This window comes from Hymenobacter profundi, from assembly GCF_019334315.1.
In the GTDB taxonomy this organism is placed as follows: Bacteria; Bacteroidota; Bacteroidia; order Cytophagales; family Hymenobacteraceae; genus Hymenobacter; species Hymenobacter profundi.
Map to the genome: position 1 here is coordinate 64584 of NZ_JAHWGL010000009.1, position 23931 is coordinate 88514.

The 23931-nt window shown below is 56.8% G+C and carries 14 protein-coding genes and 1 pseudogene; 2 read left to right on the forward strand and 13 right to left on the reverse strand.

The window, feature by feature from the left end:
- Positions 1-67: 67 nt before the first annotated feature.
- From KYK14_RS04320 to KYK14_RS04375, 12 genes are all read right to left on the reverse strand, one after another.
- On the reverse strand, positions 68-781 hold the full coding sequence (locus KYK14_RS04320; RefSeq protein ID WP_219157204.1) for a ferritin-like domain-containing protein: 714 nt from the start codon (positions 779-781) through the stop codon (positions 68-70).
- A 91-nt stretch (positions 782-872) separates the two neighbouring features.
- Entirely contained in the window at positions 873-2003 is a 1131-nt protein-coding gene (tal, locus tag KYK14_RS04325) for a transaldolase (protein ID WP_219157207.1), read from the reverse strand.
- A 219-nt stretch (positions 2004-2222) separates the two neighbouring features.
- Entirely contained in the window at positions 2223-3302 is a 1080-nt protein-coding gene (locus KYK14_RS04330) for a hypothetical protein (RefSeq protein ID WP_219157210.1), read from the reverse strand.
- Between the two features lie 520 nt (positions 3303-3822).
- Positions 3823-4905 (reverse strand): fatty acid desaturase family protein, encoded by a 1083-nt coding sequence (locus KYK14_RS04335; RefSeq protein ID WP_219157213.1) that lies wholly within the window; start codon positions 4903-4905, stop codon positions 3823-3825.
- Positions 4906-5150: 245 nt separating this feature from the next.
- Entirely contained in the window at positions 5151-5426 is a 276-nt protein-coding gene (locus tag KYK14_RS04340; RefSeq protein WP_208309464.1) for a hypothetical protein, read from the reverse strand.
- Between the two features lie 659 nt (positions 5427-6085).
- Positions 6086-6739, reverse strand: a complete 654-nt coding sequence (locus KYK14_RS04345) for a response regulator (RefSeq protein ID WP_208306956.1) — start codon at positions 6737-6739, stop codon at positions 6086-6088.
- Between the two features lie 407 nt (positions 6740-7146).
- Positions 7147-11682: a CheR family methyltransferase gene (locus tag KYK14_RS04350; RefSeq protein WP_219157216.1), complete on the reverse strand. Its 4536-nt coding sequence runs from the start codon at positions 11680-11682 to the stop codon at positions 7147-7149.
- An 83-nt stretch (positions 11683-11765) separates the two neighbouring features.
- Positions 11766-12809, reverse strand: coding sequence for a chemotaxis protein CheB (locus KYK14_RS04355; protein ID WP_219157218.1), 1044 nt, complete (start codon positions 12807-12809; stop codon positions 11766-11768).
- A gap of 155 nt (positions 12810-12964) precedes the next feature.
- On the reverse strand, positions 12965-13933 hold the full coding sequence (locus KYK14_RS04360) for an alpha/beta fold hydrolase (protein WP_219157221.1): 969 nt from the start codon (positions 13931-13933) through the stop codon (positions 12965-12967).
- Positions 13934-14272: 339 nt separating this feature from the next.
- Positions 14273-15280: an SDR family oxidoreductase gene (locus KYK14_RS04365; RefSeq protein ID WP_219157225.1), complete on the reverse strand. Its 1008-nt coding sequence runs from the start codon at positions 15278-15280 to the stop codon at positions 14273-14275.
- A gap of 593 nt (positions 15281-15873) precedes the next feature.
- Complete coding sequence (locus KYK14_RS04370; RefSeq protein WP_219157228.1) at positions 15874-17049, reverse strand: PAS domain-containing sensor histidine kinase; 1176 nt, start codon at positions 17047-17049, stop codon at positions 15874-15876.
- 79 nt (positions 17050-17128) lie between these two features.
- Entirely contained in the window at positions 17129-17905 is a 777-nt protein-coding gene (locus tag KYK14_RS04375) for an IS3 family transposase (protein ID WP_246601672.1), read from the reverse strand.
- On the opposite strand from KYK14_RS04375, the pseudogene KYK14_RS04380 reads away from it, so the two are divergent.
- Positions 17808-18281, forward strand: a pseudogene (locus KYK14_RS04380) (recombinase family protein); the annotation flags it as partial. The gene KYK14_RS04375 and the pseudogene KYK14_RS04380 overlap by 98 nt on opposite strands.
- 87 nt (positions 18282-18368) lie before the next feature.
- On the opposite strand, the gene KYK14_RS04385 reads toward KYK14_RS04380, so the two are convergent.
- Positions 18369-22835, reverse strand: a complete 4467-nt coding sequence (locus tag KYK14_RS04385) for a DUF7619 domain-containing protein (RefSeq protein WP_219157237.1) — start codon at positions 22833-22835, stop codon at positions 18369-18371.
- A 367-nt stretch (positions 22836-23202) separates the two neighbouring features.
- On the opposite strand from KYK14_RS04385, the gene KYK14_RS04390 reads away from it, so the two are divergent.
- Entirely contained in the window at positions 23203-23805 is a 603-nt protein-coding gene (locus KYK14_RS04390; protein WP_246601673.1) for a recombinase family protein, read from the forward strand.
- Positions 23806-23931 lie beyond the last annotated feature (126 nt).

Here is a 23931-nt window from a genome sequence, read left to right on the forward strand (position 1 = left end):
CTAAACGGGATACTGCGGATTTGATAGGGTATAGCTGAACTTCAGCACGTGTGGCCTAAGCCAGACACTACGTGGCCATGCGCTTCAGCTCCTGGTAGGTTCGCTGCGCCTGATGGTACTGGCGCTCTACCTCATGCCGGATGGCGCCGCGTAGCGTTTCATCGTCCAGTGCCTCTTTGTAGGCGGCCAGCGCCCACTGCTCGCCGTGGATGTTGCTGGCTAGCACCGTCTGCTCGTCGCGGCCGGTGAAAACGGCAGCGGCAGCCATGAAGCGGCGGTAGAGCTTGCCTTTCAGGGTAGTGCTAGTTTCACGCCCACCGCCGAGGTGGCGCAAGTGCTCATTCAGGGTCTGTGCAAACTGCTCGCTCTGGCCTACCAAACGCTGGTAGTAATCGCGTCGCTGCGGGTCTTGGCTTTCTTCGACGGCTTTTTTGTAGCCTTCTACCCGGTCATTGACAAAGTGCAGCAACTCGTGCAGGGTGCTGATTTCAGCCTTCTGAGCTTTCTTATGCCCTTTTTTAGGGCTTTTATCACCGCGCGTGAGCCGGCGTATAGCAAGTAGCAGCACCACGCCACCCACTACTTTTTGGGTAGTACTGAACTGCTGATAGCGGCTAACTACTTTAAGGACCGTTTCTTTCACCGACTTGGGTAGCTGGTCGAGTAGGTAGGCAAGCGAACTTCCGTTAAGCGGGTCCGGTGCTGCATCAGACGGTGAAGTTGGGTGGGCAGATGACAACGGTGGGCCGGATAGACGGGGAGGTGTGGCTGGTGAATGCATGGCAAAGGAAAAATGAAGGTGTTCGTGTTAGGTTAATGGGTAGGCGCCTTAGTAGGGGCTGGCGCCCAAGCCAGGGGGCCTACCCTCGGTGTTAGTCGGCGGCTAGCGCTTGCTGGCGTTTCTGCTCCACGGAGGCAAGCATCTTAGCAAAAGGCTCCTTGAACTTTTGCACCCCTTCCTTCTCCAGCTGCTGCGTCAGTTTGTCGAGGTCAAGGTCGAGCTTGGGGAGGTCGGCCAGCACCTGGCGGGCGTGGTCCGTGTTTTCCTCCAGGCGGGCAGCCGGACGGCCCTTTTGCTTGAAAATATCCATTGTCTCCACCGGAATCGTGTTCACCGTTCTGGGGCCAATGAGGTTTTCAACGTACTTCAGGTCGTCGTATTTCGGGTTTTTATTGCCTGTGCTCGCCCACAGCAAGCGCTGCGTGTTGGCTTCTTTGGCAACCAACGCCTCCCAGCGCGGGCCCGCAAAAATCTCCTTGTAGCGCTGGTAGGCCTGTTTGGCGCAGGCAATAGCAACCTCGCCTACCAGTGAACCAGCCAACAAGCCACGGTCGCCGCCGTCGGCAGCAAGTTGTTCCAGCATCGGATCAAGTAGCACATCGATCCGACTCAGGAAGAAGCTGGCGACCGAGTTGCTGTTGGTCAGCGAATGGCCCGCTTGGGCTCGGTCTTCCAGCCCCGCAATAAAAGCCTCGGCTACGGCCTGGTATTGGTCGAGACCGAAAATCAGCGTTACGTTGATGTTGAGGCCTTCTGAGATAAGCGTGCGAATGGCCGGTATACCTGCCGGCGTAGCGGGCACTTTTATCATCACGTTAGGCCGGTCCACGGCCTGCCAGAGCTGGCGAGCTTCGGCCAGGGTGCCCTCCGTGTCGTCGGCTAGTTCTGGCGATACTTCCAGGCTCACGTAGCCGTCGCTGCTGTTATCGTGGCTTTCAAACAGCTCGCGGAATAGGTCGCAGGCCGCTTGCACATCGGCCACGGCCAAGCCCTGGTAGATTTCCTCCGCTGACTTGCCCTGGAGCGCCTGCTCGCGGATGGTGTCGTCGTAATCGGCTGAGCCGCCGATGGCTTTCTCAAAAATAGCCGGGTTGGAAGTGACCCCGCGCAGCGCATCTTCCGCAATGCGGCGTTTCAGCTCACCGTTAGTGAGTACCTGTCGGCTAATGAAGTCGAGCCACAAACTCTGATCGAGGTGGCGAATGTCAATTAAAGGATTCATACGTCTAAGGGAGTAGATGAAAGGGAAAGCGCCACCGGGCTAGCTCCTTGCCTAACCGTAACGAGTAGATAGCCTAGTGGACTGGGTAGGGGTAGGCGCCTTGCGGCACCTCGATTGTAGGAGCGCGCAACCGATACAGACTAGTACAGCACAACAGGGTAGACGCGGAAGCAAAAAGAGCACTCCCCATTTACTGGGAAGGCTCTTTTGTGCGGTAGGCTAGGCAGCAGGCTGCTGGTTATTGGGTAGCGCTACCTCTTCGGGGGGCGTAGCCTGACGGCCTCCAAAGGCCGATACGGCGGCACCCAGCCCTAGACCCAACGCAGCCAGCAGTGCGGCTTTGGAGAGACCCTCGGCTGCGGCATCGCCAGCCTCACGGGCTTTTTGTTCGGCCTGCACCTTCAGCTGAGCATACTTAGCCTGCGCTTGTTTGGCCGTTGCAATCCAATTGTCAACAATCTGCTCCGATTCTGCACGGCTCTTACCGGTGCGCTTCATCACCACGTTCACGGCAGCGTCGCGGTCGGCGGCGTTGCCGATGTTGTCGGCTTTGCTGGTTAGGTTGTCGATGACATCGTCGAAGCTGTCACCAGCCGTCTGCGGATTGGCAGCGGCCTGTCCGGCTTCGTTTTGTGCCTGGCTACCTGCCGCTCTGGCTTGCCGCTCGATGTTCTCTGGCGCTAGCTCGGCTTTGCCGGTCTGGCGCAACAACAAACGAGCCTGATTCTTGACATCGCTCAGGTCGATGCCCTGCTCTTTCAGTTCGCTTTTAATGGCATCACCCGCACCGGGGGCCACCGCGGCAATGCCCGAGCCTACCCCCGACAAGGCCCGTCCGGCCACGCCCGTTACGCCGCCAATAATGCGGCCCACGGCAGTTGTCAGCAAATAAAAAGTGAAGAGCGTCACCACCGACCACGTGAGCAGTCCGTGGAGCAGCCCGTCGGTACGGCGCGGGATGCCAGCCAAGCGGCTGGCTACCGTTGCGCCCAGGTAGAGCGAGCCCAACGTCGTGACCAGCCACCAAATAGCGGCCCCCGTGCTGATGCCGGCCATCGGGTTTTGCTCAGTCAGCGGGTCGATAGTGCCCAGACCGATGCCCAAGCCCAGCAGGCTCAGGGCTAGTTGAAGAACGATGGCCACCAGCGCCCCCGCAAAGATGGCGCCCCAGGAAATACGTTTGCTGACGGCCAGCATAGATGCTGCATTCTGGTGAACTGGTTCGTGAACGCGTGGCGTGGCGAAGGGCACCGCTTGCTCACGGCCCGAACCGGGCGTATTGTTTGTAGTAGATGTCATAGCAGAAGAGGATGAGAAGCCAAAAGCTCCGATCAGCTGCTTGCAGTAGCGGGGTTGTCGGCGCCTACCAGCAAGCAGAAGTGAAAAAAAGTATGAGCCATCTTACGACTCACACCGCGGCAATGGCAGTCTTTTCGCTGTTTAATCTTCTGATTATCAAATTTCTAGTATTTATACGGTAGTGCCGTCTGTATTTATTCGGGTTGGGTGCGTATTCGCCGCTAACCAAGGGTAGCTTCCGTATTTCTACTGGGTAGTAACGGTGGCCGGAGGTGCTTCAGCCATATCGTCAGCTGAATAAGTGTGGATAGGTACAGGTAGTGTGGCGGCATAAGCCGCTGTTAGCTTATCCGAGCTTGCGTGGAGCTGTGGCTCCTACAAATGCTTTGGCTTTCTAGCATGCTGAGCGTCAGCTGCGCTGGCTAGTACCCGTGGCGGGGACGTACACCAGGCTACATACATACAGCTGAAGGGTAGTGAAGGCACCTCAACCGTAGTGCGTCACGAGTGCCCCCTTCGCTCAGGCCGGCCGGCCAAACTGGTAGAGCACGCGGTAGTGGGAGCGTAGCGCGCCCGCAAAGGACGCATTCTCCAGGTACGGCAAGCCAAATTCGTGTGCTGTCTGCTGGACGATGCGCGCCAGGGCAGGGTAGTGGATATGACACACGCGCGGGAATAAGTGGTGCTCGATCTGCCGATTCAGCCCTCCGCAGAGCCAGCTCGCCAACTGGCTCTGCGGGGCGAAGTTCGCCGTCGTCCGCAACTGGTGGACCGCCCAGGCCTCCTGCACATCCCCCCGCTCATCCGGCACGGGAAAGGCCGTGCCTTCCACCACGTGAGCCAGTTGAAACACTAGCCCCAGCACAAGACCCATAACCAAGTGCAGCGCAAGAAATCCTACCACCAGTTGCCACCAGCTCAGCGATAGCACCAGGTAGGGCACGAGCAGAAACAGTAAGTAATACAGCGCCTTGTAACCAAATAGATTCCAGTATTCCCGACGCGGGTGTGCCGGGGGAGCATACTGGCCGATGGTGCGCTGAAAGAACTTAACGTAGTCCTTGCGAAATACCCAGGATAGTGAGGCCAAGCCGTAGAGCGGAAAGGCATACCAGTGCTGGTAGCGGTGCCAGGGGCGCACGGGCTCCTCGGTGCTTAAGCGCAGCAGGCCTGGGGCAACTTCCAGGTCCTCATCATGCCCCACAATGTTGGTGTAGGTGTGGTGCACCAGGTTGTGCGTCAGGCTCCACACGTAGGGGTTGGCCCCAACCAAGTGAAAGAGCAGGCTGAAGACGTGGTTGACGCGCTTATTGGCGGAAAACGCCCCATGAATGGCATCATGGCAAATATTGAAACCGATGAAGGCGCAACAGGCGCCCAGCAGCATCGCCAAACCTAGGCGAATCCAGAGGGAGAAGGGCCCGAATAGTACGAGCAAGTACACCGTGACAAAGCTGAGCAGCAGGATGATGGTTTTGCGCCACATGGCCCCGTTGGCGTGCCGCGAGAGGTGTTGGGTCGTAAAATAGGCATCGACACGCTGCCGCACCGTGGCGAAAAAATCAGAATGGGCGACGTTGGTAAAACGGAGTTTGGGGGCCATGGAGGGGCGGTGCTTGAAAAAGAAAAACGCAGTACCAGGTGCGTAACACGATACACCTGCGCGACCTGCCGCAAGAAAATGGACGAGCTTATGGTAGTGCTGACTCGTCTGGTATAGAAAAACCAAGTAGGACATAGCGTAGATACACACGCGAAGTCGGGGCGCTAAGAAACTAGCTCAGCGAGGCTACGTTGATTAAGTGCCTGTTACAGAGGCTAGGGAAAGGAGTATTGGGGGCCACTTGCTTATTGGGCGGGCCGGATACCAGGAGGCAACGGAAAGTTGTCTTCCCAGAACGCAGTAGGTTCCTGCCACTCCGGATGGTGATTCAGTAGCTGCTGCAACTGGTCCAGGTAGGTCATGGCCAGGAGTAGGGTTCGGCGCCGCTGCTCTATTTTCTGCTCGCTCAGCCGTTCGTTTTCGTGCGCACACAGCGTGGGCCACTGCTGCTCAGCACGAGCCAACAGGGCACTCAGTTGCTGATTGTAGTCGCCCAGGACGGTCATTAGTAGTTGGCTCATCGTCGAGAATGAAATAACTGTGGAGGAAGCGGTAAGGGTGAAAAGGTGCGGTTGTGCGCCAGCAGTCGCGTTGGTCTAGACCGTCTGTCCGGGGGTAGGGCTTTCGCTACCAGGCGCGGCTGGTTGGGTCGGCTTAGGGCAACTTTTTGTGCGCAGATTGCAAGTCGTCACTCACGGCTTCCTGTTTCAGGATAGACTTGTGCACGACGCGGGCTTGGAAGCCGGTTTCGGCGGCTTTTGCCAGAAACAGCTGGGCTACGTTGTTTTGAGGTGAATCACCGAAACGATATGTCGCGGCAGATACAGCTTGAAAACCAGTATACTATTTCAGTAACGCCGCTTTGTGGAATCAAGGTTTTCAAGCACTTACACAAAGGAACTGCTTTTCTGCCCCAGCTTTTCTCCGCATACATACCCGATTCATCAAGGATGAATACCCAATTAAGTCCCCGTATTTATACGGGGACTTAATTGGGTATAGCCCCAGAGCGTGATGGGGTAGTTTCCGGGCTGCACTTATGGGACCAGTGCTCTACGGCAGCGTCCGCCTAAGCGGCGGCTATATGGCGCACTATCCAACACTGTCAGAAAAGCCTACCAAGCCTAGCCACGCGCTACAGCATGGGTCCGAGAAAGGTGGTCAAGTGGCGCATGATCTACTACTGAAGCCATCCTTGCTCCATCGCATACTTAACTAGCGCCGGCGTATTCTTGACGCCGGTTTTTTCGAGCAAGCTTTGGCGGTGAGTTTCAACGGTACGCCTACTCGTAAAAATCGTATCTGCAATCTGCTGATTAGTCAGTCCATCGGCCACTAACTGAAGAATTTCGCGTTCACGAGATGTCAAGTAAGAAGCATCTTTCCCCGTGGTTGCTACGCTTTCATCCGCATTGTTCAGCACTTTGTCGAGGATAGCTAAACTAATCTCTGAGCATAGAAAGCGCTTACCAGCCGCTACCGCCTGAATTGCCGTCACGATTTCAGCCTGATCCGCATTTTTAAGCACGTAGCCGTGTGCACCAGCTGCTAATAACTGGCCAACCGTACGTTCGTGCGTCATCATGGAAAGTATCAGGATGCGCAGGTGGGGATACTGCTTTTGCAGTTCAACGGTGGTAGCGAGCCCATCCAAGACAGGCATATTCAAATCCATCAACACGACATCAGTCGGTACATCAGGCAACTGCGTGAGCAATTCTTGCCCGTTGGCGGCTTCACCTACCACCTCTACGATGTTGTGCTCCGCCGTTAGCATTGCCCGTAGGCCGCGGCGTACCACCGCATGGTCGTCAACAAGAAAAAGGCGAATCATAATAAGAGCACAAAGGATGTATCCACAGGCGAATTATTTGCCATGGCGCAAAGCAGACCAGTTGTATCAATGCTGCCTGGCAAGTGGACGATATCATAGGGTATACGTAAATCTACCCCCTAGGAGTAACAACATAAGTAAAATCGCAACCATCTTCCTTGGGCAGCCGCCCTACTTAGCCGGATCTGTGCGCTTGCTAGCGGCGTAGCCAAATTAGCGTCACAAAGGAGGCCCATACGCTTTGGAGCAAGCTAATGGGGTAGTGAAAACAGTACAAGTGAGCCATAAGCTAGATAGTCTCGTTCGCTCACTTTGCGAGCGTGACTAGGCTGTTCTACCGCATACTAGGTGAAACATATATGCGGTAGCTGAAATAAGCATGTATCCACCAGCGCAAGTCCTGTACTCTACTTCATGCTTGTTACGGGAATCTGAATGGTTACTTGGGTTCCTACACCAGTAATAGGAATATGTAGGAAAAAGGTACCGTTCAATAGTTTTACTCGATCCTTAATCGTGCGAAGTCCAATGCCTACCGATTCGCTGGGTTCTGGGCTGATGCCTTTACCGTTGTCACGCACTTTTAAGGTTAGCTCATTATCCTCCTGTGCCAGCAATATATCAGCCTTGGTTGCCGCCGCGTGTTTCATCACGTTCGTCAACAATTCCTGGCAGATGCGGTAAACTGCAACTTCCAAATAGGTTTCCAATCGGTTTTCCAACCCGCTTACTTCGCACTTTACTCGAAGGGCCGTTCGGCTGTACTGCTGACATAAGTCCTGTAAGGATTTAGCTAAACCAAAATCACTCAACATAGCAGGAACCAGCTCATGTGACACCTTTCTGGTTTCCTGAATAGCTTCATCTAGTAACTGGTTAGCATCCTTAAACACATCTCGTGGTACCAGAGCAGCTATTTGATTGAAGTTAAGTTTCGTGGCGAACAGCAGTTGACCCACTCCGTTATGTAACGATTCGGATATACGGCGGCGCTCTTCTTCTTGCGCATCCAAAATGCCCAGTAACAACGCTTTCTGCTGGTCTAGTCGCATCTGCAAATTTTCCTCTTCTAAGCGTTTCACTTCAGAAACATCTAAATCGAGGCCAAGCATTTTCAGTGGTTCTCCTTGCTCATTGCGTAGCACCACCGATTTAATCCGGAAGGTATGGACTTGGTCGTCTACTTGCAGGCGTAGCGTTTCGTCCAACGGTTCGTGGCGTTCACGAAACTGTTTTACCAGCTTCTGTGCAAGAGACTTATCGGCTTCTATAACATAGTCTAGGTAGATTTCTGGGCCTATTGGTTGATCGTTAGGTAAGCCAAATAGCCGATACATCCCGGTGCTCCAGGTTATGCTGCCGCTGATAATGTCGTACTCCCAGCTGCCCATCTGTGCTACCTCCTCAGCCTGCTGCAAGATGGTGAGGTTTCGTTGCAGGGTTTCCGTACTCTGGTGTAGCTGCGCTGTGCGGTCCTGCACCTGTTGCTCCAGGCCAATGGATACCTGTTCCAGCGCTTGGATAGCTCGGTGCCGCTCTATGAAATCGGCCGCGGTCCAGGCTAGTAAATCAAGTAGTTGCAACTGGTGCTCGGTCGGGCGGTGAGGCTGGCGAAACTGGTTGCTCAGGACACCTATCACGCCATTGCTACGTGTGATAAGGGGAGTAGACTGCGTAGCCCGAATTCCTTCTGCTAAAGTAATTTCGCGGTCTTGCGTACCCAGTAAAGGAGCAAAGGTTTCGACATCTTCGATGAGCAGGCGGGTACGGTCACGGCGCACCACATCACAGGCGGCTCCTGAGTCGGTACGTAGGAAGTGCTGAATAAAAGGGTTGGTTTCGGTGTAGCCTTGGTAGGCATACATTTCCAGCTGCTGGCCATCCTCGCTGACCAATTGCACGCAGCCGCGGTCAGTGTGGGTGAAGTCGCAGGCGAGAGCCACCAGCTCTTCCAGGGCCGCTTGCAGGTTGGTTTCGGTGGCCAGCTTGGCGTGCAGTTCGTGCAGCCGCTGCATGCCGGCCAGGTCAGTGGCCACGGCTTCTTCGGCTTGCTTGCGGGCGCTCATGTCGATGGCATACTCGGCAATGGTGCCGTCGCCGAGGTCGGCAGACGCAAACATCAGCCAGATGCGGGAGCCATCTTTGCGGAAATACTCTTTCTCGTACGGGCCGCCGCGGCCTGTCTGCCGCAACTGCTCCATTACTTGCTGGCTGGCTTCTATATGCTCTGCCGGAGTGAAGTCGAGCCAGGTGAAGGTGCGGGCCTCAAACTCTGAGCGGGTGTACCCTACTATCTCCAAGAAGGCATCATTGACCTGGAGCACCGTATTGGTATAGTCAAACGTCAGCATACCTACGCTGGGTACGTTCACCATGCGTTGCAACCGCTGCTCGCTGGCTTGCAGGGTTTCTTCGGCTCGCTTACGATCGGTGATATCGAACAGCGTGATGACCACGCCCTGAATCCGGTCTTCAGTCGTGCGGTAAGGTAGGGCTCGCATCAGGAAAGACCGGTGGTCGATGGTTTCTACCTCTCGCTCTAATGGCGTGAGCTTTTGCAATACGGCTTCGGCATCGAGTAGTAAGTCGTCGTATTGCAGCCGATGAGTAATATGCGAAATAGGGCGGCCATAGTCCGAGGGTATTAGATTGAACAGCTGCTGGGCCGCCGGGGTATACAGCCGAATGCAGAAAGCACGGTCGAGGAAAATGGTGGCTACTCCGGCCGAGTTGATCAGGTTTTGCAGGTTATTGCTGGTCACGCTGATTTCCTCAATCTTGACTTTCAACTCCTGGTTGACCGTGCGTAGTTCTTCGTTTATGGATTGTAGCTCTTCCTTGCTGGTTTCCAACTCTTCGGCCGCTGAGCGCAACTCTTCATTCACGGCCTGAAATTCCTCATTCGACGCCTTTAGCTCCTCGGCCTGGTATTCGTATTGCTCGGCCGAATAGCGCAGTTGGGCCTTCACCTGGAGTAGCTCTTCCTCTAATTGCCGGGCGAGGGGCGCATCCGACGTCAGCACTACTTTTTCCTCCTCCTGATCTTGTTCGTTGGACTCAAACAAGATCAGGATAAAGCCTTTCGTCGTGTCGCCTTCTTTGGTAACCGGCTTGACTCGGATGGTCAGCGACTGGCGTTCCCCGTTTTTATTCCATAGGATATTGCGCGCTTCAATAGCGGTTTGCAGTTGCACGGCCTGGTGGAGTGCCGAGCGCAGTTCCAAGCGCAGCTCGGGCCGAATGAGCTTGAGCAGGTTCTTGGTGGGCTCGCCGCCCGAGAACTCAAGAAAGCCGCCTACCTTCTCCGACATGTGCAAGATGTCGTACTCCTCGTTTACGACCAGCGAGGGCGGCGCATATTGCTCCAGCAGCTTCTGGTGCAGCTCCCCCAATGACAAGCGATTTAGTTGCCGGCTTTCCGCCTCGTGCAGCGTCAGGGAGACCGGTTGTGTAGGCTGTAAGCTGGGCACCGATTCGGGTACCGGGTAATGGGGTAGGGTTACTTCCCGGGCCCGGTAGAGATGGTCCTCCCGGCTAACGGTGGCGTACAAGTCGCTGGCCCCCTCCACGGATTCAGAAGAACCCAAAAATAAAAAGCCGCCCGGGCGTAGTGCGAAATGAAACGTTTCCATCACCCGTTCCTGTGCCGTAGTGTTGAGGTAGATCAACACATTGCGACAGGTCACCAGATCGAGACGCGAAAAAGGCGGGTCTTTCAAGAAGTTGTGATTGGCAAACAGCACCATTTCGCGCAGTTCCCGCTGAACGCGGTAGCTGTCGCCTTCTTTGGTAAAGAAACGTAACAGCCGCTCAGGCGACACATCGGCGGCATCATTGAGTGTGTAGAGCCCCTCGCGGGCGGCCATAATGGCGGCTTCGTCGATATCGGTAGCGAATATTTGCACACGGGGTGCGTCCAATACTCCCGCAGTTCGTTCGGCCACCAGCATCGCCAGGGAGTAGGCCTCTTCCCCGGTAGCGCAGCCCGCTACCCAGATACGTACGGCACTATCCGATTTCTTATTATGAAAAAGAGCCGGCAACACGTCGTGCTCCAAGGCCTGGAAAGGCTTCCTATCCCGGAAGAAATTAGTCACTGAAATCAGCAGGTCTTTGAGTAGTGCCTGACTTTCCTCCGGGTTTTGGTTCAAAAAGGCAGCGTAGCTCGGCAGATCGGTTAGGCTACGCACGTTGATGCGGCGTTCAATGCGGCGCAGCAGTGTGGCTTGCTTGTAGTTGGAGAAGTCGTGCCCGGTGCGCACGCGTAGGTGCGTAAATATTTCGCGCAGTGCCTGCTGTTGCTGCTCCGCCCGGTTTTCGGCTTCCACCGGAATTTCCACTGTGCCCAGACTATTACGGTAGGCTAGTATTCGGCCGGGAATTTCTGCCACCGGCAGTACCTCATCCACCAGATCGGTTGCTATGGCGTTGCGGGGCATTTCATTAAATTCCGCTTCCCGTGGGTTCTGCGCATACGCAATACCGCCCATTTCTTTCACTCGCTTCAACCCCATCGAGCCGTTAGCGCCCGTGCCGGATAGCACCACACACACGGCCCGGGACCGGTGGGCATCAGCCAAAGTGCGAAAAAAGATATCGACGGGCGCCCGCCTCTCTTCTATGTGCAAGTTGAGGGTAGGCACCAGAAAGTCTTCTTCCATCAGCAAATGCTGATTGGGGGACACCACGTAGACCTGATTAGGTTCTATTTGCACCTTTTCCGTCACACGCATCACGGGAATGTGAGCTGCCGTTTGCAGCACTTGCGCCAACTGGCTGTCGTGGTCGGGCGATAGGTGCAGAATAACGACGTATGCAATATCAGAATCTGCGGGCACGCGCTGGAAGAACTCTCGCAGCGCCTGAATGCCACCGGCCGAGGCCCCTAGACCCACAATAAGAAAGCCATGTGGCTTTTCGGCCATCAAACCAGTAGATTCCATTATGCTTTTTTATTTACGTCAGACCCCAATGGGGTTTCAACCTATGAAACAGGTTTGAAAGAATTATGCTGCTCAGGAGTGCGCTACCCCTCGTCATCTTCAGCCTGCGTACTAATGCTGGCCGTGCTTAGCTGCTCATGACTGAAAACAGTCTGGCGAACTATTTCGGCTCGGCATTCGGCTTCCTGTGCCTTTTTAAAATACATGGCCGCCAACTTAGGCTGATTTTTGTCGGCATAGTGGTCACCCAGGTTGTTGAGTAGCAGAATGCTTTCCTCTACACCCCGAATGGCACTCCACAACGTGTCTTCAATCTGTTCGGTAATGGTAGCGAGCAGGCTGTCGGCCGAATGCGCGTGCCCGGTATGGCACCGGTAGCGAATAATGTCGCCATCGGTAATGGCCACCAACACCCCGTGGCAGTCGGGACAAGCATACGGGGTTGGCGTTCCCAACGTGAGGATGCCCTGCTGAAGCGCTGGGTTTTGCGCGGCGATGCGCGTCTCAATAGCCGTTTTTCGTTGCTCTTCCATCGTAATTTCGCTAGCCTCGGTTACCGTCTCAGCCGTTAGCCTTACCAGCAGCGTAGCCATTTCGGCAATCGGCACCCGATAATCTACCTCTACGGCGGCCAGGGCACTTTCGGGCATAGAGGGGAAGGCTGCTTCAGCTGGCTCCTGCACGATGGCGATGCCGCCTCGGCTTTTTATCGTCCATAGGCCGGCCGTGCCATCATCTAAGGCGCCGGATAAGATAATGCCGATGACCCGGGCGCCATAGCTCTCGGCAGCTGACCGAAATAAAGGGTCAACGGCGGGACGAAACCGATTTTCCTTCGGCCCTCTGCTGATCCGTACGACACCCTTCTCTAGCAGCAGGTGCTTGTCGGGTGGGGCCACATAAATATGGTTGCAACTAATTGGTTCGTTATCAATAGCGTTGGTGGCCAATAGCGTGTTTTGCCGGTTCAATACCTGCGGCAACATGCCCGTTACATCCGCAGACATATGCCATACGACAAAAATAGCGGCATCCAGATCGGCCGGTAAGGCGGCAACAAGTTGTTTAATGGCCTCAAACCCTCCTGCGGAGGCACCAATAACAATGATATTTCTTTTCCCCGACATTAAATTATATAAGCACACTGCCGTGTCATTAGACGCTACAGGAAGTATGGAGGCTGTTGTAGAATTCAGTTGAAAGTAGAAAACAATCTGATGTGACTGTTCGTCGGGAGTACTCTACTGGAGATGCAGCCAGGCAGCTTCTGCGCTTGGCCACCTTATGGACGGAGGTGACACCAATTGTTAGTGCGCTCCCCCTCATGCTTAGGAGGTACTTGCACCACCCGGGCACTAATCCAGGTGGCTACATCGTCGTACACCTGTTGCTTGCTCGCTTCTTGCAGAATCTCGTGCCGCAGGCCCGGGTAGAGTATCTGCTGCACCTGCGCAAAGCCGGCTTGCCTTAACTGCTGCGCCACGCGGCGAATGCCCTGACCAAACTGGCCGACCGGGTCGTCTTCGCCACTCACGAGCAACACGGGCAGCACAGCGGGAATGCCGCTTGTCCACGGTCCTTCCGTGGCTTGCTTCATCAAGCTGAGCAAGGTGTAAAAGCCATTGTTGGTGAACGGTATGCCACACAAGGGGTCTTGTAGATACGCTACCTGATTCTGCTGGTTGGCACTCAACCACTTGAGCGAATCATTGGGTGCTGGTTCTTTAAACGCGCGGTTGTTTACCCACCCAAAAAAAGCATTGAGCAGCTTCGTGCGGTGCCGGGGAACGAGCTGGTTCAATACGCTTAGGAGCGCACGCGCCAGGCTAGCTCCCGGCACCGCAGCCGCGGTTCCCATCAGGATGGCTCCCTGGAAACAACTGCCCGCCTGTTGGAGCAGACAGCGGACGACAAAGGAGCCCATGGAGTGGCCCAGTACGAAGTGCGGCACGGCGGGAAACAAGCGGGCCAGTGTAGTGGCCATGTGCGCCGCGTCTTGGACGAGGCGCTCGACGGGGTGGTCGAGCTGAAAGAAGCCCCGTTCTGCGTTGGTTGGGGCAGTCCGGCCATGCCCGAGTTGATCATAGGCCAGCACGGCCACCCCGTGCGTGGTGAGGTACTGGGCAAAGGCAGCATAGCGCTGGTGGTGTTCTGCCATACCGTGCAGCAGCAGCAGCGTGGCCGTTACGGGTTGGGTATCCGGCGCAAATAGGGTGTACTGTAAGCCGGCAAGAGAAGCTTCGGTGTGCATGAGAGAGGAAAAGAACTACTGCTACGTAAAACCGGAAATGGGGACGAAGCGTGTTCCCACCGGAACCAGTCCCTCCGAACCAAGAACCCGATTGCCAAAGAAATTCCACCCGTGTGCTGCGTAGCCTAGCCGACCTGATCGGATCAGAGATGGCGCTTGAGCGAATCGTGTTGGGCTGACTACGTTGCCAAGTTCGTGATTAACCGATTCTGACGGCCCGGAGAGAATCTTACAAAAGAAAAGGCCCCAACAAATGCTGGCGCCTCTGCTAAGCACGTTCTTTAGGTCGGTCTTATGCCCCCGCTGCTAGCGAACCAGCAAGCGTTGCATTAATGATTGCTATGGCAACCCGTCGCCGCCGGCCGAGCCGTAGATCTGGCCGTTGGCGTAGCTGGCCAGCGGGTCGGCCAGTAGCACATAGATTCCCGCCAGCTCGGCCGGTTGGCCGGCGCGGCCCAGGGGCGTGTCGCCGCCAAATTTCACCAAGCTTTCTTGGGTGGCCCCGCCACTCACTTGCAGAGGCGTCCAGATGGGGCCGGGGGCCACGCCGTTGACGCGGATACCCTTTGGCCCGAGCTGCTTGGCCAATGAGCGGACAAAGCTGGTGGTCGCCGCCTTGGTCTGGGCGTAGTCGTAGAGGTTGGCCGAGGGCTCGGTGGCCTGCACGGAAGAGGTGCCAATGATGGCCGAACCAGGCTTGAGGTGGGGTAGCGCCGCCTTAATCAGCCAGAACGGCGCGTAGATATTGGTCTTCATCGTCCAATCGAACTGCTCCGTGGTCAGGTCCAGAATGGACTCGTGCGTCTGCTGCCGAGCCGCGTTGCTAACCAGGATGTCGAGGCCGCCGAGCTGGCGGACGGCGTCAGCTACTAGCTTTTGGCAGAATGCTTCGTCACGCAAATCACCCGGCAGGGCCACGCCTTTCTGGCCGGCGGCTTTGATAAGCGCAAGTACTTCTTTGGCGTCGGCTTCCTCGGCGGGCAAGTAGTTGATGGCCACGTCGGCGCCTTCGCGGGCGTAGGCAATGGCTGCGGCCCGGCCCATGCCCGAGTCGCCGCCCGTAATCAGGGCTTTGCGGCCTTTTAAACGGCCCGACCCTTTATAGCTTTTCTCACCGTGGTCGGGCACAGGGTCCATCTGACTGGTTAGACCCGGCCAGGGCTGCTTTTGGCTTTTATAGGGTGGCTTCGGGTAGGCAGTGGTGGGGTCTGGCAAGGGAACAGCCCTGGCTTCCCCAGGACGGGTAGCGGCTTCGGCGCCGAGCACGGAGCCCGCCGCGGCCACGGCGAGGCTGGCACTCAGGCCACTAATCACTTGCCGGCGGCTCAGCTGGGCATCTTTTTTCATAACACTAGGATGGAGGTGGATACCCTCCTTACACGCAGAACGGACCTTGCCGTTGCTAACGTGCAGCTTACTGCCCGTAGAGGGTAGGGCCTGCTAGTAAGGAAAAACCCGCCCCAGGCGGGGGGTATGCCCTTATGTGACCCGCCATATTTCTTTTCAGCCTCTCTACCAACAGCCCGATAGCCTATGTGGCATCAACGGCTCGATAAGCTCTAGCTGAAAGCAGGCACACCACCCCAAGCTGGGGCGAGGGAATCGGGTTGCTGCAAACTCTTTATTCGGGCCTATTCCGTGCAAAAGCGAATACTCAGCTAGTGGAAAGACGGTAAGAAGAGCCTTTGTTGGCGTCACCCAGCTGTTCACTTCATTCAGTAGAGCCAGTGACAGACTTCTGCAACAGCCACTTTAGTTTAATGAACGCTATACGGCTCTATTATCTCTTTAACTATTTGATTTACAGAATAAATAAGGATCTGTAAAGTAGTTGCCTGTGTATTAATTTTGTACTTTATAACGCATGTATACTGTTCTAGAAGGTTTGCTCAGTACCGTTTTCAACGGGTACAACACCCGCTGCTACTACGGCTGGCCGCTCATAAGTCAATAAAAAAGGTGGTGCCCTCGTTTTCGCGGCTTTCTACCCAGATGGTACCGCCGTGTAGGCGCACGATTTGCTGGGTGATGAATAACCCCAGCCCCGTTGTTGACTCCCCGGCCAGCCCCTCCCGGGCGGCCTTGCTGAATTTGTCGAATAGGTGCTGCTGGTACTCGGCGGGAATGCCCACGCCCGTGTCCTGCACGGAAAAGCGCGGCCGACCGGCGTGCTCGCGCAGACGTAAGGTCACGCTCCCGCCGGCGGGGGTGAACTTGAGGGCATTGGCGAGCAGATTGTCCAACGCACGCCCAAATTTGCTAGGGTGCAGGGGCGCGTGCACTGCCTGCGCTGTCAGGTCCAATTCCAACGCAATTCCTTTGGTTTGGGCCGCCAGACGGTGCGCCGCCAGTTGGGCCGTCAGGTAGGGTTGTAAGTTAGTCGATTGCTTCACTAGACGTGTGGTGTCGAGCTGCCCGATATAGAGCACATCTTGCAGAATGGCGTGGGCCTGCGCACACGCTTGGTCGATGAGGGCCAAATACTCAGCCGAGTCCGTGGCGCCTGGATCACGATGCAGCAATTGCACGGCCAGCTGAATGTGCGCCAGCGGCGTGCGGACGTCGTGGGCCACCAGGTGCAGAATCGTCTCCTGGGCATCGTAGAGGCGTTGGAGCGAGTCTTGCAGCTGTTTTTGGGCCGTAATATCAATCAGGGTCGTGTAGCCTAACTCCTGGCCCTCATCTGTAAACAGAATCGAGTGGACTTGACACCAGAACGAAGACCCATCTGCCCGTACTAAACAGGTTTCCAGGGTGAAGTAGGGCATTTTGTGCGCCCATAATTTCTCTTGTAAGTGATGCCAGTCGGCACGAAAGTGGGGATGCGCAAAATTAAGAATAGGTTGCCCTTCGACTTGCGTGGGGTCCGAGCAGCCAAGCATGGTCACCAGCGTGGCGTTAGCGCGGCGAATGGTCAGATCGGGATTAATGATTTTCTGTCCCAGCGGCGACTGCTCGAACACGGTGCGAAAGCGTACCTGGCTCTGCTCGTAGCGGTCATCAGGCGCGGGTGGCCCGGCGTCTACTGCCTGCCGAGCCAGCAGGTGCTGAACGTGCGCACGCAGGACCTCGTTTTCGGTGCGCAGCTCGCTGAGGGTGAGGGTAGCGTCGGGCATGGAGAGGGATACTTGGAAGGAAGACGGCAAGATAGCACCCCTGACAGAAAAGAGTAGAAGCAATTGTGAGGTGGCCCGATTACGCTAGACAGTTCAGGGTGCTAAGTGGAAGCAACTGTTGATGAGTGTGATACGGTATCTGGTAGTCGATGCTGGAGTGCAGTCGCTGGTGATTATAGTAATCAAAATAGTCCGCGACGCTGCGCTGTGCATCCGCCAAGTCGGCAAACACGGGCCGCTCGCGTAGTTCAAGCACCTCCGTTTTGAGGCGCGACCACAGACTCTCAGCTTGGGCGTTATCGTAGCAGTCGCCGCGGCGACTCTGCGAGCGCAGGACGTGATGGTCGTGCAGCAGTTTACGGTAGGCATTGCCGCAATACTGCCCGCCCCGGTCCGAGTGCAAGAGCAAGCCGGGCGTGGATGGCTGCGCCCAAAAAGCCCGCTGCAAAGCCGTGTTAATCAGTTCTTCGGGCATCGTGGCCATCACGTGCCAGCCCAGCACCTGCTTGCTGGCCATGTCCTGAAAGGCGCACCGGTAGGCCCAGTCGCCATTGGCCAGCGGCAAATACGTGATGTCACTGACCCAGACCCGGTTGGCTTGCGTCGGCTTGGGCTGATCGAGCAGTCGGTTGGGCGCGCAGCGTAGCCCGTGGGTCGAGTCGGTCGTGCGCGGCATAAACGCTTTGGGTTGCAACGCGTGTAGCCCCTGGCGGCGCATGGCTGCACGTAGCCGCCATTGCCGAAGCCCGCGCACGGGCAGCACCCTGCTCATCGCCAAGCTCGACCGCCTCTCGCGCAACGCGGGCTTCATCTTCGCCCTGCGCGACTCGGGCGTGGACTTCGTCTGCTGCGACATGCCCGACGCGAATACGCTCACCGTCGGCCTGTTTGCCGTGATTGCCCAGCACGAGCGCGAGACCATCTCCAAGCGCACGAAGGACGCACTGCAAGCCAAAAAGGCCCGCGGCGCCCAACTCGGCTCACCGCAGAACTTCACGGCCGCGGTCAGGGCCCAGGGGCGGGCCACCATGCAGCGCAACGCCCGCCAGCATCCGGCCAATCAGCAGGCCCGGCAGTTGGCCGAGCTGCTGCACGACACCGGGCACACGCTCTGGCAGATTGCCCACAAGCTCACTGCTTCCGGGTACTGTACCCGTCGGGGGCAGCCGTTTCAGGCCACGACCGTCTTCCGGCTCTTGCTCCCACTCAACGTCGCTCCCCCCGAAGAGTAGCCCGCGTAGGCTACTCCCAACCGCGGGTCATGGGCGCTGGCAGCAGATGTGCTAAGTAGTAGGCAACTGGGTTACTGCTCACGCGTCCTAGTAGACCATCACGCGTTTTGTAACAAGGCCGCGCGATGTGTGAATAACCAACCAGTACAGCCCCGTCTGCCGATCCGCAAAGTGTAGCTGGTGACGGGATCCGGTCTCCGCTTGCAAATCAACCGTCGCAATCAGACTCCCCAGGGTATTGTACACTTGTACGCGTTCCAGGGAGAAATCGGCTTTCCGCCAGTCCAGGGTAACATCGCGCTGCGCCGGATTGGGGTACACCGTAATCGCTTCGGCAGGACTAAGATCGAGGACGGTAAAGGGCTGGTTACTACGGGTACTACCGCCGCTGCCGACAATGACAAAGGGGGCCGTGCGGGCGCCTTTCGGTACCCGAATCACGGCGCTAGTGGCCGTGGTGGCTAGCACCGCTACGGGGTGCGTACCCAGTAACAGGGTGTCGGGCTTACCCTCCACGAGGAAATTTTTTCCCGTCAGCGTGACGAGTTCCCCCACGCTCCCCTGTATGGGAGCGAAGGATGTGATAACGGGGGCCGGAAGGAAGGTAAAGGCCGTGCCCGCGGTATCGGATCCGCCCGGTGTCTGGACCCGCAGCAAGCCGGTTTCCGCATCAGTAGGTACTCGCACCAGCAACTGGGTAGGAGTTGCCTGTACCAGCTGCGCTTCCCGACCACCGAAGTCCACCCGAGTGCGGGCAGCAGAACCTAAATGATTGCCGACGAGGGTCACCATCGTACCGGCTTTGCCGCGCACAGGACTGAACGCCGTAATGGTTGGTGGATGCCATATAACGTACGCCTGGGCTGTTTCTGCCTGGCCGCCTAGGGCCGCTACCCGAACTTTACCGGTAGTCGCTCCAGTAGGGACCGTTACCTGCAGCGACGTAGTCGTGGCGTGCAGTATGGGGGCGAGCACACCGTTGAACCAGACGGTATCGTGGGCCGCCACCGGCGAGAAATGCTCCCCGGTCAGCGTCAGCGTGCTACCGGGCTTTCCTTCCGCCGGTACTACCGCATGTAGTAGTGGAGGCTGGTATACGGTAAACTTCTGCGCACTACGTCCCGCGCCATCGCTCGTGATAACTTGCACCGTTCCGGTGGTGGCCCCCGGCGGGACGCGTACCGTTAAGCTCGTAGCCGTAGCACGTAGCACAGCGGCTGGTATCCCCTGAAACAGCACCTGGTTGTCGGCCAGACGCGACGAGAAATGGCTACCCTGCAGGGTGACGAGCGCGCCCACCCGACCCTGTGCTGGTGAGAAGCTGCGGATACTCGGGGAGACGATGACCTCCTGCGCCTGCAGTTGTGCTGCGGACGCTATGGTTGGCGGAATATCGTAGATGCGATTGAGCGTCGTATTGGTCCGGACGGGTTCATTGTAATCAAAGAAGATATCGGCGAAGTTGTTAATGCGCGTTTTCGGAGCCAAGCCCGCTTTCGGTCGTAGGCTGAAGCACACAAAACCGTTGCTGCCCACTTGGTCGTGGCTGCTGTCCGGCAGCAGGATATTGTCAAAGGTGAAAGTAAGGACGGGGTGCGTCTTGCCTGATACGCTCAGGCGGTAGGAGTGGGAGGCCGCCCCCACCTGCAAGGTGCTCAGGTCCAACTCGGTCGCCAGCGTATCCACCACGACCACCCGGTAGGCGACATCCGTGCCGGTGTTCTGGAACCGAACCTGGTAACGCAGCGCGGTGTTGGTGGGCGTGTAGTGCTGGGCCGTAAGCCCGGCCGGAACGACTTGTTTGTCGTTGGGGTCAAACGAGTCCACGATGGGCTGGCAATCCTGGGCTTTCTCGGGCCCCTCGTCGTTGGGTGGGAAGGCCAGGACCGCTGCGCTGGGCGAGCCCGCCGGGCTGGGCAGTTCGACGTAGGCGCTGGCCGTGGTGGCAAAGGGATGGCCGGTCGGCTGATCGGCCTCCACCCGTACTACCTGACCAGTAGCCGGTACACGCAGGACCAGACTGTCGCCGGCGGCCAAGCGGTAGGGGTGCCGCAGGGCCAGCTCAGTGTCCTGGTAGACGCGCAGATACAGACTATCGGTCGTCGCCCCCCGCCCCGTATTCTGCACGACAAACCGGGTTTGCTGATCGGCTTGTAGGGCGCCGCCTACCATCATGGAGGCTTCATTCCAGAGGGTAGGCGGCGAGTAGGTATTGCGGGGCGTAATCCACGCTTTGGTGCACACCGTCAGGCCGCGGATGTCCGGGTTGTCACACGCCACGGAGTCCTGGATTGTGATGGTGCCGCGCTGGTTGGGCTGGAGCGTACCCACAGCAAATTCGTAGTAGCCCTGGGCGGTGCGGGTGTGCGGCACATCCGCCGAGACGAAGAGAACGTGCGCGGGCAACTCAACCCGCACTTTGGCGTCTGCGGCCGCGGCGAAGCCGGTATTGGCGTACGTCACGGTCGTGAGATTGCGGAAACAGCGGCGGCGGCGGTTGGAGGCGACTTGTACTGTCAGATGTGGGGTGAGGGAAACCAGGTTGCCGAAGTTGGGTCCTGGTGCGGTGGTACCGTACGCGGGAATACGTACGGCGCCCGCCGTCACGCAGCTCAGCTGCAGAGTGCGCCCCACTTCCGTGGGCAATAACTGATGCACGGTGTAGGTGCCCGTGTCGGTGGCGATGGTATAGAAACCATCGTCATCCGAGATACCATAATAGCTGCCGGGCTCGGCTACGACGGCAATACCGGCCAGACCAGGCTCCTCGGGCTGCGCTACGCAATCCTGATTCAGGTCTTGGAAAATGCGTCCCTGCACCCGTACTTCTCCTTTTCCGGGTAGCGCAGGGGCCTCATACGAGCTGACTAAGTCCGAGTACATCTCCAGCTGGAGCAGCCGCGTCCCCTGGCGGTTGACAGCTACCCGGCCCAGGTAGTCAAACGTACCGGGTATAGTTCGAACCAGCTTTCCTGCTGGGTCAAACATGACGACCTGGTTATCGACCGCGTTGCTCAGAAACACGGTGCCCGCTGCATCGACACTCAAGCCCACATTGGCCTCTCCTCTATCCATCCCGGTGCCCCCCGTTTCGTTCTGCCGCAGCAGCTGGCCGGTCGAGCTGAGTTTCTGCACGCGTCGTCCGGCCCGGTCTGCCACATACACACCGCCTCGCCCATCCACTGCTACCTGCCAAGGACGCTGAAAGTGCACCGTCTGGTTACCAGGTCCTCCGAACTCGGCCAGTTTCTGCCCTTGCGGATCCAGCTTGATCACACTTTCGCGCCAAACGTCGACCACATACAAACAGCCTACGGGGTCAACGGCCATACTCGGCAGCCAAGTAGAGTTGCCATTAGGATGGGCCACTTCGATGACCTTCAAAAACTGCCCCCGAGCCGTAAATTTTTGAATTCGAATGGCTTGATCTTTTGACTCCAGTACATAGATATTATCCTGCGCGTCTAATGCTAACCCACTGATTTGGCCGAAGGTACCCGGTTGCGTACCATACTTGCCGAAGCGGAATAATTCCCGGCCGTTCGCATCATATTTGAGAATCTGCCTCCCTTGCTTGTCCGCCACGCACAGGTTCCCCACCCGGTCAAAGACGATGCTTTCGATATTAGTTGACCGGCCCCACTGCCCTACCTGCTCCCCCGCCGCATTAAACTTGTAGAGCTTGTTGGTATTGGAAAGGGGTTCCGGATGATTCGTTGCGTAAAGATTGCCTCTGCGGTCAACGGCCAAGGCCGTGGGTGACGAGTAGTTGAACATACCGGACCCAATGCTGCCCAGATAACGGCCTTCCGACGAATATTTATAAATAGGGACCGGGCCACTGTTAGGATTACGTGTATAAATATTTCCTTGTGCATCCCGGACTAAAGTTCCGTCGTAGGTGTTGCCCATACGGGACGAAAGGATCGTTTGCAGACTATCTCCTGTCGTTGGATCCAGTTGGAGCAGGGCGAAATTATCTTGTATAACAAATAAGCTGCCGTCCACACCTGGTTCTACGTCCACGGGACGCACGGCCATTCCGTAATGCAAGCCCGAAGGAATATACTGCCATTGCTGCTGCCCGCGCGCATCGAATTTTAGTACGCGTCGCTTGTCAACGACATATATATTGCCTGTCATATCGACTGCAATGCGTTGTAGTTGCTCTATCTGACCGGGGCCTTGCCCTACTTGTCCGAAGGCCAACAACAGGTGACCGTCCGGACTGAATTTTCGGACTTCTCCATACTTCCGGTCGCCCACGTAGAAGTTACCCGCTCCGTCCAGGGCCAGGGCAGTGCCCGTGCTGCCGGTCTTAGCCGGGTCGGGACTCGTAAGGGCTATTCGCCGGCTATACACTCCCTGGCTATCCAGTTGCGTGATATAGCCGCTGTCTAGCACGTACATGCGTCCCTGATCATCGACACTAACGTCCTGCGGTTTGTTCAGCGGCGTCCACAGCAGATTGCGTAGGGTGAAGTCAGAGGTTACTTGCGCCAGACTGGATAGGGGGAACAAGAACAAGCAAAGCCAATGTAGAAATGCTTTCATAGAATAGCGGATAAATACTCATTTTAGCTGCCGTCATACTAACACCAAGCACACTATAAAGGGCAGTTGTATAACAAATTACAGCTATATCAGTGTGCAAAAGAATAGTGGTCAACATTATATTGTACTATTTATATTATTTACTGCTTTCCTTATACTAGGTAATAGCAGATTAGCCATTACTTAGTATCGTAGCGTTAGCCATTCCTTCTACAGCTTATGTTCTAGTAGCTAATACTTTCTCACGTGGTTCAAGGCTACCTGACGGAGGCGGGATAGCGGTACCTTGGGCACTTTACGGGGGACGTTTGGAAAATGTCCAAGCTGCTATCTTTGCTCCATTTCCTTCCTCAACTGCCCCCTGCTGATGCCCTTTGTTGCCTACTACCGCGTCAGCACTCTCCAGCAAGGCAAGAGCGGTTTGGGCCTGGCTGCGCAACAGCAGATGGTAAAAGGCTTCGTGAAGGAAGAAGCCGTGGTGGGGGAGTTCGTAGAAGTCGAGAGCGACAAGACGGCGGCCAGGCTCCAGTTGCGGGCAGCCGTGCAGCTGGCCAAGAGTCGCGGGGCGGTGCTCGTCATTGTCAAGCTCGACCGACTCTCCCGGAACGTGGCCTTTATTGCCTCGCTCATGGAGTCGAGGGTGGAGTTCGTGGCCTGCGATCAGCCCCAGGCCAACAAGTTCACCGTGCACATCTTCGCGGCCCTCGCGGAGCAGGAGCGTGACATGATCAGCGAGCGCACCCGCCGGGCCTTGCAGGTACTCAAGGCCCAGGGGAAGCAGCTGGGTACTCTGGCCAACTTGACGCCGGCAGCCCATGCGCACGGCCTGGCCAGTCGACAGCAGAACGTGCGCACCCACGAGGGCAACCGCCAAGCCACGGCTATAATCAGATTGCGCAGGAGTTGGAAGAGATGGGCTTTCGTACACGCCGCGGCTGCCGCTTCACCCATAAACAGGTGCAGCGCCTAGCTCAACGAGCCGCGGAGCAGACATAGGCCGCGGAGCAGACATAGAAAGGAAGCCCTATAACATCTGACAATTCACCGTGGCTGTTGCAGAACTACCTACTTGATAGGCTAATCGTAGAAAGGATAT